The organism is Pseudomonas sp. On1, assembly GCF_033783325.1.
In genome coordinates this window covers 136701-149432 of sequence record NZ_JAWPOA010000002.1, presented here as the reverse complement: position 1 = coordinate 149432, position 12732 = coordinate 136701, and the positions used below count along the sequence as shown (strand labels likewise).

The following is a 12732-nucleotide window of genomic DNA, read 5'->3' as shown; positions in this document are numbered from 1 at the left end:
AAAGCATGAAGAAAACCATCGCCTTGTTCCTGGGCGCGGCCCTGCTTTGCGCAGGCGTTGCCCAGGCAGCGGAAAAACCACAGATCCGCATCGGCGCCCGGGTGTTCACCGAACAGACCGTGCTCGCCGAGATCACCGCCCAGTATCTGCGCGCCAACGGCTTCGATGTGCGGGTGACCACCGGCCTGGGCAGCAATATCGCCCGCCAGGCCCAGGAAACCGGCCAGCTCGACCTGATGTGGGAATACACCGGCGTATCGCTGGTCTCGTACAACCATATCGACGAGCGCATGCCCGACGCCGCAGCCACCTATGCGCGAGTGAAAGAACTCGACGCGAAGAAGGGCCTGGTCTGGCTGACTCCGTCGAAGTTCAGCAACACCTACGCCCTGGGCCTGCCAAAGGCAGTCGCCGAGGCCTATCCGCAGATCAACTCGATCAGCGACCTCAACCAGGTGCTGCGTGACGAACCCGACCGCAACCACCTGGTGGCACTGGACACCGAGTTCGCCAACCGCCCGGATGGCCTGGTCGGCCTGCGCGAGCTGTACGAGCTGCCGCTGGACCGGCGCAACATCCGCCAGATGGACGGCGGCCTGGTGTACACCGCCATGCGCAACAATCAGGTATTCGCCGGGCTGGTCTACACCACCGACGGGCGCTTGAGCGCGTTCGACCTCAAGCTGCTGGAAGACGACAAGCACTACTTCCCCGACTACACCGCCGCCCCGGTACTGCGCCAAGCCGTCCTAGACGCCCACCCTCAGCTGGCCACCCTGCTCAAACCGCTGGCTCAACAGCTGGACGACGAGACCATGCGCCAGCTCAACGCCAAGGTCGATGTCGAGCACCAGAGCCCGACGGTGGTAGCCGCCGCATTCCTGCGTGAGCACCCACTCCGCGAGGTACAGCCATGAACCTGCTCGACACCTTCGCCCACCTCGACTGGGCACAGGTCCTGCAACTGACCTGGCAGCACATCATGCTGGTCGGCATCGCGGTAAGCCTGGCGATCCTTGTCGGCGTGCCGCTGGGCATCCTGATGACCCGCTTCCCGGTGTTCGCCGGCCCCCTGCAGGCCAGCGCCACGGTGCTGCTGACCATCCCCTCCATCGCCCTGTTCGGCCTGCTGCTGCCGTTCTACTCGAAATTCGGCCAGGGCCTGGGGCCGCTGCCGGCAATCACCGCGGTGTTCCTTTATTCACTGCTGCCGATCCTGCGCAACACCTACCTGGCCCTGACCAACGTCGAGCCCGGTATTCGTGAAGCCGCCCGCGGTATCGGCATGACCTTCGGCCAGCGCCTGCGCATGGTCGAGCTGCCCATCGCCGTGCCGGTGATCCTCGCCGGTGTGCGCACCGCCGTGGTGATGAACATCGGCGTGATGACCATCGCCGCGACCATCGGTGCCGGCGGCCTGGGCGTGCTCATTCTCACCTCCATCAGCCGCAGCGACATGTCGATGCTGCTGGTCGGCGCGGTGCTGGTCAGCCTGCTGGCGATCATCGCCGACCTGCTCCTGCAAGCCCTGCAACGTGCCCTGACTCCAGAAGGACTGCGCTCATGATCGAACTGAAGAACCTCAGCAAGACCTTCAACGTCAACGGCAAGGACGTCAAAGCCGTCGACTCGGTAAGCCTCACCGTCAACGAAGGCGAAATCTGCGTGTTCCTCGGCCCCTCCGGCTGCGGCAAGAGCACCACGCTGAAGATGATCAACCGCCTGATTACCCCGACCTCCGGGCAAGTGTTCATCAATGGCGAGGACACCACCGGCCTGGACGAGGTGACGCTGCGCCGGCGTATCGGCTACGTGATCCAGCAGATCGGCCTGTTCCCCAACATGACCATCGAGGAGAACATCACCGTGGTGCCGCGCCTGCTCGGCTGGGACAAGCAGAAATGCCATGACCGCGCCCGCGAGCTGATGCACATGATCAAGCTCGAGCCCAAGCAGTACCTGCAACGCTACCCGCGTGAACTGTCCGGCGGCCAGCAACAACGCATCGGCGTGATCCGCGCCCTGGCCGCCGAGGCCCCGGTGCTGCTGATGGACGAACCGTTCGGCGCGGTCGACCCGATCAACCGCGAGATGATCCAGAACGAGTTCTTCGAGATGCAGCGGGCCCTGAACAAGACGGTGATCATGGTCAGCCATGACATCGACGAAGCCATCAAGCTGGGCGACAAGATCGCCATCTTCCGCGCTGGCAAGCTGTTGCAGCTGGATCACCCGGACACCCTGCTGGCGCACCCGGTGGACGATTTCGTCAGCAACTTCGTCGGCCAGGACAGCACGCTCAAGCGCCTGCTGCTGGTGCGCGCCGAGGATGCGGCGGACAACGCGCCGTCGCTGAGTCCGGAAACACCGGTGGGCGACGCGCTGGAGCTGCTGGACGAGCATGACCGCCGTTATGTGGTGGTGACCGATGCGCAAAATCGCGCGCTGGGCTATGTGCGCCGGCGCGACATGCACCGCCAGCAGGGCACGTGCGGGGATTTCCTGCGTCCGTTCAATGCCACGGCGGCGCACGATGAGCACCTGCGCATCCTGCTGTCGCGCATGTACGAGTTCAACCGGGCGTGGTTGCCGGTGCTGGATGCCGAGCAGGTGTTCCTGGGCGAGGTGACGCAGGAGTCGATTGCCGCGTACCTGAGTTCTGGGCGCTCGCGCGGAGCGAAGACCTCGATCGTGTCGCCGGCCGAGGCAGTGACCTCCTGATAGAAAGCCGGGGGGCGCTTTGCGCCCCGGCAATCTTGGATCAGAACCCTACACTGGCCTGCACATAGAACGTGCGCGGCTCACCCACATAGATCCCCGCGTTGTTGTCGCTGGAGCGGGTGAAATACTGCTTGTCGAACAGGTTCTTCACCCCGGCGGCCAGCTTCAGGTTCGACAGCTGCGGCCCGAACGCATAGCCCCCCCGGGCATGCCAGGTGACGTAGCCCGGAATATCGCCATACTGCCCGTCGGCGCTTGGCTCGGTGATGTAGTTGCCGTTGAAACTGCCATTGGCGTTCATCCCGGTGCCCGGCGCGCGCTGCTTCGACTGGGCGTAGGCATCCAGGTTCCAGGTCCAGCGGTTGACCTCGTAGCGCACACCGGCGGTGGCCACCTGGCGCGAGTAGAACGGCAGGTCACGGCCCTTGAAGCTGGGGATCTCACCCTCGTAGGTGGCACGGGTGTAGGTGTACCCGGCATTCAGCGACAGCCCCTGCAGTCGTGGGTCCAGGCCGGACAGGTCGTAGCGCGCCGAGGCCTCGATACCCTGGTGCTTGGTCGCCCCGAGGTTGGTCCAGCCGACATCGTTGCTGATGTACTGCAGCTCATCGTCGAAGTCGATGTAGAAGGCTGTCAGCTCACCGGCCCAGTTGCCATTGTCATAGCGCGTGCCAATTTCGTAGGTCTTCGCCTTCTCCGGCTCCAGGCCATTTGCCGTGCTGTCGCCGGCGCCGCCCTGGCCCAGCTGGAAGTACTGCAGGCTGCCGAACGAGGTCTCGTAGTTGGCGAACAGCTTCCAGGCATCGGACATGTGGTACATCACGCTAAGTGCCGGCAGCGGTTCGTTGCTGGTGATGCTGCGGTTCTTCTCCAGCACCGGGCGGTAGTTGGCGTCCAGCACCGGTCGGTCGCGCCAGTCGGTGTTGATGTGCTCGAAGCGGATACCCGGGGTGATGGTCCAGTTGCCGACGTCGATCTTGTCGTCGATGTAGTAGGCGCTGGCCTCGGTGCCACCGCTGCGGTCCTGGAACACATGGCCGTCGGAGGTCGGTGTCACGGTCGGCACGTTGTCGACCAGCGCCAGGCGGGTGGACTGCTCGCGCATCGCTTCCTTCAGGTAGCGATACCCGACGCTGACTTCCTGGGTGGTCGGGCCGACGAAGAAGATCCGCGACAGGCGTGGCTCGATGGCGAAGGTGTGGTAGTTGCGCGGATACGACGACAGGGTCTTCTGGTCGCGGGCGGCGATGGCGCTGCCACGGAAGCTGTCGGTGTAGTAAGTCAGCACCTCGAACTGGGTGGCATCGTCGATCTGCCGCTGCCACTTGAACGACACGTCCTTGCGCCGGCCGCTGAAGTAGTCGTAGTCGCGCACCGACTGGTACGGGTTGTGATCGTACTGGGCCTGGGTCAGGCCGCCCGGCATGTCGGCACGGCCATCGTAGTAGTGGAAATTGAGCCAGAACTCGTCGACATCGGTCGGTGCCCAGTGGGTCTTGAGCATCACGTCGTCGATATCGTTGTCGTTGTTGCTTTCGCGATAGCCATCGCCATTCACGCCGGTATACAGCAACGCCACGCCCATGCCGTTGTCGGCGGTGCCGCCGACGAAGGCCGATTCGGTGTGCTTCCAGCCGCCATCGCGCGAAGTCTCGAGGGTGGTGGACAGCTCGCCGCTGGCCTTCTCGGGGATCGCCCGGGTGACGAAGTTGATCACCCCACCGACGTTCTGCGGGCCATAGCGCACCGAGCCTGCACCACGAACCACATCGATGCTGTCGAGGTTGCCCGAGGAGATCGGCGCCATCGACAACTGTGGTTGACCGTAGGGGGCGAAGGCTGCCGGGATGCCATCGATCAACACCGTCGAACGCGGCGACAGGCGCGACGTCAGGCCACGCACGCCGACATTCAGCGACAGGTCGCTGCCACCGGTGCCGTTGGAATCCTGCACCTGCACGCCCGGGATACCGCGCAGGGCGTCACGCACGTTCATCGTGCCCTTCTCCACCATCGCTTCACGGCGTACCACGGTGCGCGCGCCCGGGTGATTCTGCACCACGCTCTGCTCGGCGTCGCCCAGCCAGTCCCCGACCACCTTGATATCGGTGGGCGCCAGCTCCAGGCTACCGGTGGTCAGGGTGCCAGCGGCCTGCGCCGGCTTGACCACCACGGTGTCGGCGGACTGCTCAAAGGTCAGCCCGCTGCCTTGCAGCAGTTGCTGCAGGGCCTGCTCCGGCGCCAGGTTGCCGGACACCGCCGGGGCCTGCTTGCCATCCACCAGCTCGGGACTGAAGAACAGTTGCAGGTTGGTCTGCTGGCCCAATTGCTTGAGCGCGCCCGCCAATGGCTGGGCCTGGATCTGGATGTTGTCGGCGTAGCTGTTGCCGGCGGCGGCGCTGACCGCCAGGGCCAGCGCCAGGCGGCGCAGCTGGAGAAGGGAATTATTGTTGTTCACGTCTTCGATGGGTCCTGAGAGTCGGGATAAACGCCAACCGCACGCAAATGGAAATGCTTGGCAGTTGCAGCTGGCGGGGAAGACGAACGAACGGAAAAAAACCTGAATCTATTTCAGAACAATTTCGCTGGAGCCGTCCGCAAGGGTCTTCACCCGCACCGGCAGGATGCTCGGCAAGGCCCGCAACAGGGCGTCCGGGTCGTCAGTGCTGAAGGTGCTCGACAGGCGCAGCGCGGCGGCCTTGCCGGGCGCCACATGCAGTGGCCGGGCACGGTAGCGCGAGACTTCCGCCACGACATCGCTCAGCGGCGCGTTGTCGAATACCAGCTTGCCCTGGCGCCAGGCGGTCACCGCGTTGGCATCGATGGCATAGGGCGCGGCGACCTTGCCCTGGGCATCGATATGCGAACCCTGGCCCGCAGTGAGCAGCGCCAGCGACTCGCCCGCGCCCTGTACCTTCACCGAACCTTGCTCCACCGCCACGCGGGTGCTGTTCGGATCCTGGCGTACATCGAAGCGGGTGCCGGTGACGGTGACATCGCCCTGGGCAGTGCTCACCACGAAGGGACGATCGCTGTCATGGGCGACGATGAACATCGCCTCGCCCGCGCCCAGGCGCACATGGCGCTGCCCCGCAGAGAACATCACCTGCACCTGGGTGGCACTGTTGAGCTCCAGCCGTGAACCGTCCGGCAGTTCGACCTGACGCCGCTCGCCCAGGGCCGTAGTCAACGTGTCCTTATGGTTGAGCTGTTGATACTGCCAACCTGTCCAGCCCAGCCCCAGCGCGACCACCGCCACGCCGGCCGCCAATGCCTGGCGCAGCAGGCGGCGGCGCAGCAACTGACGTACCGGCTCGGGCTGGCACAGCGCTTCGAGGCGTTGACGCGGAATGAAGTCGGCGGCGCGCCACAGTTGCGCCACGCGCTCGTACTCTTGCCGATTTGAGGGGTGCTGCGCCAGCCACGCCTGCAACGCCGCCTGCACGGCATTGTCGTGCGGCGCGTCCTGGGCGCGGGCGAACCAGCTGGCCGCCTGCTCGCCCACGGGATCGGGCGCGTGCTGTTTCATCGAAGGGGTCTCCTGACTCATCTGGCCGACACATCCAGGTGCTCACGCAGATGTCGGAGCGTGCGGATCATATACTTTTCGACCATGTTCTTGGTCAAACCCATGCGCTCGGCAATTTCGGCCTGGGTCAGGCCTTCGAGCTTCTGCCAGATGAACACCCTGCGGCAATTCAGCGGCAGCTCGGCCAGCGCACGCTCGACGCTGTCGGCCAGTTCCAGGGCATGTACATACGCTTCCGGGTCGTCCCCTGCGGCCATGCCCCCTGCGAAGGTCTCAAGCTCCAGGGCCTGGCGCCGGTCCTCGCGGCGAAAGCCGTCGACGGCGATGTTACGGGCGGTCTGGTGCAGATAGGCGCGTGGCTGTTCGACCTGCTCGCGCGGGTTTTCCAGCACCCGGACAAAAGCATCGTGGGTGAGGTCCTCGGCCTGCTGTCGACTGCGCAGTTTGCGCGTCCAGGTGCCGATCAGCTCTTGGTAATGGTCGAGGAAGCCTTTGGGTCCGGACACGGTCGGGGTCGTCAGGGAGGCAGATGAGGTCGCGAATAGTAATGTTTCTCATCAAGGACGGCAATCGACATGTCCCTTGCACGACCAATGGCCACGACGGGCTCTGCGTAACAAAAAATTTATGGCTAATTTTGCGGTAAAAACCGGGCTGAGCATGTGGCCATAAATTTGAACACTCCGTAACCATTCGCCGCTCTGTCTCAAACCCCGACAAACGGTCACCCAGGGTTTCCTCCGCCCTTTCGCAGCGAAACCAGAGCCATCATGCAAAGAATGAAGCTGTCAGCCGATCGCGGCCAGATCGCCACCTATTCCACAATTTTTTACGCTGGTGGCCTTTTCAGGAACCTACCGGGCGCACATCAGTCGGTTATCACAGCGGCAGCTCCGCGACAGGCGACGAGCACCCCGGGATTGCCTGTTGATATTGCCGTTTTCACGTCCTAAAGTGCGCGCCGAACGTCCATGCTGGAAACGATCCATCCGGCTCAAGTACTGACGACGAGACAGCAAGGTCATCCGCCTTTTCCGGCACGACTGACCTTTTTGCTTTCGGCGACATGCCTTGGGAAGTAGGCGAACCAAAGTGGGGATACGGAGGACGTTCAGTTGCTGCCACTTATCTTTTCAGTTTGCCCATGGAGCCCCTGAGCATGTCGATCCAGGTCGAAGACTACTTTGCGCGTGACACCTTCCAGAAAATGAAGGCGTTCGCCGACAAGCAGGAAACCCCGTTCGTTCTCATCGATACCCAGATGATCAGCCAGGCCTATGACGACCTGCGCGCCGGGTTCGAATTCGCCAAGGTCTACTACGCGGTCAAGGCCAACCCTGCGGTCGAGATCATCGACCTGCTGAAGGAAAAGGGCTCGAGCTTCGACATCGCCTCGATCTATGAACTGGACAAGGTGCTCGGCCGCGGCGTCAGCGCGGACCGTATCAGCTACGGCAATACCATCAAGAAGTCCAAGGACATCCGCTACTTCTACGAGAAAGGCGTGCGCCTGTACGCCACCGATTCCGAGGCCGACCTGCGCAACATCGCCAAGGCCGCGCCGGGCTCGAAAGTCTATGTGCGTATTCTTACCGAAGGCTCCACCACCGCCGACTGGCCACTATCGCGCAAGTTCGGCTGCCAGACCGACATGGCCATGGACCTGCTGATCCTCGCCCGCGACCTGGGCCTGGTGCCTTACGGCATCTCCTTCCACGTCGGCTCGCAACAGCGCGATATCAGCGTGTGGGACGCGGCCATCGCCAAGGTCAAGGTGATTTTCGAGCGCCTGAAGGAAGAAGACGGCATCGAGCTGAAGCTGATCAACATGGGCGGCGGCTTCCCGGCCAACTACATCACCCGCACCAACAGCCTCGAGACCTACGCCGAGGAGATCATCCGCTTCCTCAAGGAAGACTTCGGCGACGACCTGCCGGAAATCATCCTCGAGCCTGGCCGTTCGCTGATCGCCAACGCCGGCATCCTGGTCAGTGAAGTGGTGCTGGTGGCACGCAAGTCGCGCACTGCCGTCGAGCGCTGGATCTACACCGACGTGGGCAAGTTCTCCGGCCTGATCGAAACCATGGACGAGGCGATCAAGTTCCCGATCTGGACCGAGAAGAAAGGCGAGGCCGAGGAAGTGGTGATCGCCGGCCCGACCTGCGACAGCGCCGACATCATGTACGAGAACTACAAGTATGGCCTGCCGCTGAACCTGGCCATCGGCGACCGCCTGTACTGGCTGTCCACCGGTGCCTACACCACCAGCTACAGCGCGGTGGAGTTCAACGGTTTCCCGCCGCTGAAGGCTTACTACCTGTAATGCACAACGGGGCCGCAAGGCCCCGTTTTCAATTCTATCGCGGGGCAAGCCCACGCCCGTCGTGAATACCCGTGGAAGCGGGCTTGCCCCACGATATGACCGGAACAGACATACTCAAGTACCACGCTGTTCGATCTCTTCGGCATAACGCGCCGCAAAAGCCATCAAGACCGGCCCCGCCCCCTGCAACGTCGCCAGCGCACTGCGCAGGAAATTCAGGTTGCCCTCGACCCTGGCCCGGTCCAGCCAAGGCCCGGCCTCGGCTATCTGCCCCCGCTCGACCAGCACCAGCGCCAGGCTGAACATCCCGCGGAAATCCCCCGCCTCGGCAGAACGCCGGTACCAGCGCATGGCCCGCACCGGGCTCGCGGCGGTGGCAATGCCCTGCTCCAGATACCGCCCATACAGGTTCATCGACTTGGCATGCCCCAACTGCGCGGCTTTCTCGTAGCACATCAACGCCTGGGACTGGTTGGCCGCCACCCCACGACCGGTGGCCAACAGGTTGGCCAGGTTGTACATCCCCCAGTCCAGCCCGGCGTCGGCCGCCCGGGCATAGTGAATGGCTGCCTGGGCGAGATCCACCTCGCCCCCCCAGCCGTGCTCGAGGCAACGGCCAAGCATGTTGTGGGCCATGGCGCTGCCGCCCTGGGCGGCAATGGCGAACCAACGGCGGGCCACGGTGGCATCCTCTTCGATACCGCGCCCATCGAGCAGGATCTGCCCGAGCAACAGCTGCGCCTCGACCGCCCCCTGCCCTGCCGCCGTGAGGATCGCCTGCGCGGCCTGCCCCGGGCTGTGCTCGAGCATCGCCTTCAGCCCGGCGACATCCACCACTTCCTCACGGCGCAATTGATAAGACACGGCTCAGACCTCGGCCCAGCGGCGCAGCAGGTTGTGGTAGGTGCCCGTCAGTTGCAGCAGCGACGGGTGCTCCGGCACATCGGCGCCGAGATGGCGGATGGCATTGTCCATCTCGAACAGCAAGGTGCGCTGGCTGTCCTCGCGCACCAGGCTCTGGGTCCAGAAGAACGCCGCATAGCGCGCCCCGCGGGTGACCGGGTTGACCTTGTGCAGGCTGGTGCCGGGGTACAGCACCAGGTCGCCGGCGGCCAGCTTGACCTGGCGCACGCCGTAGGTGTCCTGGATCACCAGTTCGCCGCCGTCGTAGCTGTCCGGGTCGCTGAGAAACAGCGTCGAGGACAGGTCGGTACGCACGCGCTCCGGGCTGCCCTTGGGCTGGCGCAGGGCATTGTCGATATGGAAGTCGAAGCTGCCGCCCTCGCGATAGCAGTTGATCAGCGGCGGGTACACCTTGTGCGGCAGCGCCGCGGACATGAACAACGGGTTGCGCCACAGCCGCTCGATCAACGCACTGCCGATTTCCTTGGCCAGCGCATGGCCCTCGGGCAACTGCAGGTTGTGCTTGGCCTTGGCCGACTGGTATCCGGCGGTGATCTTGCCATCGGCCCAGTCGGCCTGCTCCAGGGCCTCGCGAATGCGCAGGATTTCATCGGCCTCGAACAGGCCTGGGATGTGAAGCAGCATGGCGACGGCACCGAGAGCGATAGGGGCGTCAATGATATTGATTACCTTTTACTCACCACAAGCCCCTTTCACCCCCCTTTCACCAGGGCAAGACGCACGAGACCGTTAAAACCGTAAGGCCAAATTGTAAAGAATGTAAATTCCCGGCGAATGGTAACGCTTCTCAATTGTTCCTTACATTCGCTTACATTAACATCCGCGGCCTTCATACCTTGGGGAAGGTCTACAACAATGCGTCACGTGCCATCTGCTGTGAGTTCACCACGTCTGCTCGCCTCCGCCATCGGCATGGCGATCACCGCCACCTCGGCATATGCCGCCGACCCGGCCGCCAGCAACGCCATCACCCTCGACGCCACCAGCGTCAATGGCAAGGCCGAACAGGCAAGCACCGAGTACAGGGTCGACAAGGCCTCGTCGCAGAAGTACACCGCGCCATTGGTGGACACGCCGCGCTCGATCACGGTAATTCCCCAGCAGGTGATCAAGGACACCAACGCCATGTCCCTGCAGGACGCCCTGCGCACTGTGCCCGGGATCACTTTCGGCGCCGGCGAAGGCGGCAACCCGCAGGGCGATCGCCCCTTCATCCGCGGCTTCGACGCCCAGGGCGACACCTACCTGGACGGCGTGCGTGACACCGGCGCCCAGACCCGCGAAATCTTCGCCATCGAGTCTGTCGAAGTGGCCAAGGGGCCGAACTCGGCCATTGGTGGCCGCGGTGCAGCCGGCGGCACCATCAACCTGGTGAGCAAGCGCGCGCACCTGGGCAACTCGCTGGACGGCGCCTGGACCTGGGGCAGCGACCAGACCCAGCGTTACACCTTCGACGGCAACTACCAGTTCAGCGACAGCGTCGCCGGGCGCCTGAACCTGATGACCCACGAGAGCAACGTCGCCGGCCGCGACAAGGTCAACTACGACCGCTGGGGCATCGCCCCGTCGCTGGCGTTCGGCCTGGGCACGCCGACCCGCGTCAATCTCGACTACTACCACCTGGAAAGCGACGACCTGCCGGATTCGGGCATCCCCTACAGCGTGCCACGGGCTGGCAGCACCGCACGCACCTCTGCCCATCCGGACAAACCGGTGGACGGCGGCGACAGCGACAACTTCTACGGCTTGACCGGCCGCGACTTCCGCAAGACCCGTGTCGATATCGCGACCTTCGCCATCGAGCACGACCTGTCCGACACGCTGACCATCAAGAACACCCTGCGCCACGGCAACAGCATGCAGGACTATGTGCTGACCCAGCCTGACGACAGCGCCGGCAACGTCAACAACAACGGCGTCTGGCGTCGCGCCAACACCCGTGTGGGCAACACCGCCACCACCACCAACCAGACCGACCTGTTCGGCGAGTTCTACCTGGGCGGCCTGAAGAACAGCTTCTCCACCGGCGTCGAGTTCACCAAGGAAGAGTCCGACCGCCAGAGCTACACTGTCACCCCCAACAGCAAGCTCACCTGCACCGGGCCGGGCAGCGGCGGCAGCTGCACCTCGCTGGACAACCCGAACCCGGACGATGCCTGGGTCGGCACCGTCGCGCGCAACTACGCCGGCACCAAGACCAGCAGCAAGACCCGCGCACTCTACGTGTTCGACACCCTGGAGCTGACCCCGCAGTGGCTGCTCAACATGGGCCTGCGCTATGACCACTTCGACACCGACTACCGTGGCTACAATGCCGACGGCAGCACCGCGGTGAGCGCCAAGGGCGTGCCCGCCAAGGGCCAGGACACCAGCGAGTTCATCACCGGCCAGCTGGGCCTGGTGTGGAAGCCAGCCGACAACGGCAGCATCTATGTGTCCTATGCCACCTCGGCCACGCCGCCTGGCGCCATGCTCGGCGAAGGTACCGAAGGCAACCCGCTGGGCAACACCACCGACCGCTCCGGCAACCTGCTGGGCAGTGACATGGAGCCGGAAGAAACCACCAACTACGAGCTCGGCACCAAGTGGGACCTGCTCGACCAGCGCCTGTCCCTGGCAGCGGCGCTGTTCCGCACCGAGAAGGAAAACGCCCGGGTCCAGGTCAACACCAACACCTACGAGAACGTCGGTGAAACCCGCGTGCAAGGCATCGAGCTGTCGGCCAGCGGCAAGCTGACCGACAAGTGGCAGGTGTTCGCCGGCTACACCTACATGCAGGCCCGCCAGATCGACGGTGGCCCGCTGGGCAAGGCCAACGACGGCAACCAGCTGCCCAACACGCCGAACAACAGCGCCAGCCTGTGGACCACCTACCAGCTGACGCCCAAGTTGACAGTCGGTGGCGGCGCCTTCTATGTCGACGACGTCTACGGCAGCGTGGCCAACACCACCATGGTCGACAGCTACGTGCGCTACGACGCCATGGCGGCCTACAAGCTGACCAAGAACATCGACCTGCAGTTGAACGTGCAGAACCTCACCAACGAGGTGTACTACGACAAGGCGTTCTCCACCCACTTCGCCAACCAGGCAGCGGGACGAACGGCATTGCTGACCACCAGCGTCCACTTCTAAAAGCCGCACCCCAGGCCCCGTTCAATCGATTGAACGGGGCTTTTGCGTATCAAGGCATAATGCACGCCGCGCAGTTGCTGGCGGCAAGACCAAGGTGATC

Annotated in this window: 10 protein-coding genes; 5 read left to right on the top strand and 5 right to left on the bottom strand. The window is 63.9% G+C overall.

The features are described 5' to 3' along the window. Positions 1-5 precede the first annotated feature (5 nt). Genes R5C80_RS02945 through R5C80_RS02935 form a run of 3 tightly spaced genes read left to right on the top strand, consistent with a single transcriptional unit; the run spans position 6 to position 2721 of the window. Positions 6-917 carry a glycine betaine ABC transporter substrate-binding protein gene (locus R5C80_RS02945; RefSeq protein ID WP_313047906.1) on the top strand — a complete coding sequence of 304 codons (912 nt, stop codon included), beginning with the start codon at positions 6-8 and terminating at the stop codon, positions 915-917. After that, positions 914-1567, top strand: a complete 654-nt coding sequence (locus R5C80_RS02940) for an ABC transporter permease (protein WP_023630617.1) — start codon at positions 914-916, stop codon at positions 1565-1567. The genes R5C80_RS02945 and R5C80_RS02940 overlap by 4 nt, the downstream gene beginning before the upstream one ends. Then, positions 1564-2721: a betaine/proline/choline family ABC transporter ATP-binding protein gene (locus R5C80_RS02935; RefSeq protein ID WP_023630616.1), complete on the top strand. Its 1158-nt coding sequence runs from the start codon at positions 1564-1566 to the stop codon at positions 2719-2721. The genes R5C80_RS02940 and R5C80_RS02935 overlap by 4 nt, the downstream gene beginning before the upstream one ends. Positions 2722-2761: 40 nt before the next feature. Here the strand turns inward: R5C80_RS02935 and R5C80_RS02930 are convergent, their stop codons facing one another. The 3 genes from R5C80_RS02930 to R5C80_RS02920 all read right to left on the bottom strand — a co-directional run bounded on the left by R5C80_RS02930 (position 2762) and on the right by R5C80_RS02920 (position 6756). Next, positions 2762-5179, bottom strand: coding sequence for a TonB-dependent siderophore receptor (locus tag R5C80_RS02930; RefSeq protein WP_160290935.1), 2418 nt, complete (start codon positions 5177-5179; stop codon positions 2762-2764). A gap of 108 nt (positions 5180-5287) precedes the next feature. After that, a complete protein-coding gene (locus R5C80_RS02925) occupies positions 5288-6250 on the bottom strand; it encodes a FecR family protein (RefSeq protein WP_313047909.1) in 963 nt (320 codons plus the stop codon). Positions 6251-6267: 17 nt separating this feature from the next. After that, on the bottom strand, positions 6268-6756 hold the full coding sequence (locus R5C80_RS02920; RefSeq protein ID WP_038706762.1) for an RNA polymerase sigma factor: 489 nt from the start codon (positions 6754-6756) through the stop codon (positions 6268-6270). Positions 6757-7409: 653 nt separating this feature from the next. Here R5C80_RS02920 and R5C80_RS02915 point away from each other — a divergent pair. Beyond that, entirely contained in the window at positions 7410-8573 is a 1164-nt protein-coding gene (locus R5C80_RS02915; RefSeq protein WP_025337787.1) for a type III PLP-dependent enzyme, read from the top strand. A 114-nt stretch (positions 8574-8687) separates the two neighbouring features. On the opposite strand, the gene R5C80_RS02910 is transcribed toward R5C80_RS02915, so the two are convergent. Together R5C80_RS02910 and R5C80_RS02905 are read right to left on the bottom strand one after the other, a co-directional pair. Continuing rightward, the gene (locus R5C80_RS02910) at positions 8688-9437 is read right to left on the bottom strand and encodes a tetratricopeptide repeat protein (protein WP_038706763.1); all 750 of its coding nucleotides are present in this window, start codon (positions 9435-9437) and stop codon (positions 8688-8690) included. Positions 9438-9440: 3 nt separating this feature from the next. Further along, positions 9441-10121 carry a Fe2+-dependent dioxygenase gene (locus R5C80_RS02905; RefSeq protein WP_023632550.1) on the bottom strand — a complete coding sequence of 227 codons (681 nt, stop codon included), beginning with the start codon at positions 10119-10121 and terminating at the stop codon, positions 9441-9443. Between the two features lie 231 nt (positions 10122-10352). Between R5C80_RS02905 and R5C80_RS02900 the strand changes: the two genes are divergently transcribed. Beyond that, positions 10353-12632: a TonB-dependent receptor gene (locus tag R5C80_RS02900; protein WP_104444935.1), complete on the top strand. Its 2280-nt coding sequence runs from the start codon at positions 10353-10355 to the stop codon at positions 12630-12632. Positions 12633-12732 lie beyond the last annotated feature (100 nt).

Excerpts from the sequence above, each read along its gene's own strand:
- R5C80_RS02915 (WP_025337787.1), top strand. The coding sequence starts at position 7,410 with ATGTCGATCCAGGTCGAAGACTACTTTGCGCGTGACACCTTCCAGAAA.
- R5C80_RS02940 (WP_023630617.1), top strand. The coding sequence starts at position 914 with ATGAACCTGCTCGACACCTTCGCCCACCTCGACTGGGCACAGGTCCTG.
- R5C80_RS02925 (WP_313047909.1), bottom strand. The coding sequence starts at position 6,250 with ATGAAACAGCACGCGCCCGATCCCGTGGGCGAGCAGGCGGCCAGCTGG.
- R5C80_RS02900 (WP_104444935.1), top strand. The coding sequence starts at position 10,353 with ATGCGTCACGTGCCATCTGCTGTGAGTTCACCACGTCTGCTCGCCTCC.
- R5C80_RS02945 (WP_313047906.1), top strand. The coding sequence starts at position 6 with ATGAAGAAAACCATCGCCTTGTTCCTGGGCGCGGCCCTGCTTTGCGCA.
- R5C80_RS02935 (WP_023630616.1), top strand. The coding sequence starts at position 1,564 with ATGATCGAACTGAAGAACCTCAGCAAGACCTTCAACGTCAACGGCAAG.
- R5C80_RS02905 (WP_023632550.1), bottom strand. The coding sequence starts at position 10,121 with ATGCTGCTTCACATCCCAGGCCTGTTCGAGGCCGATGAAATCCTGCGC.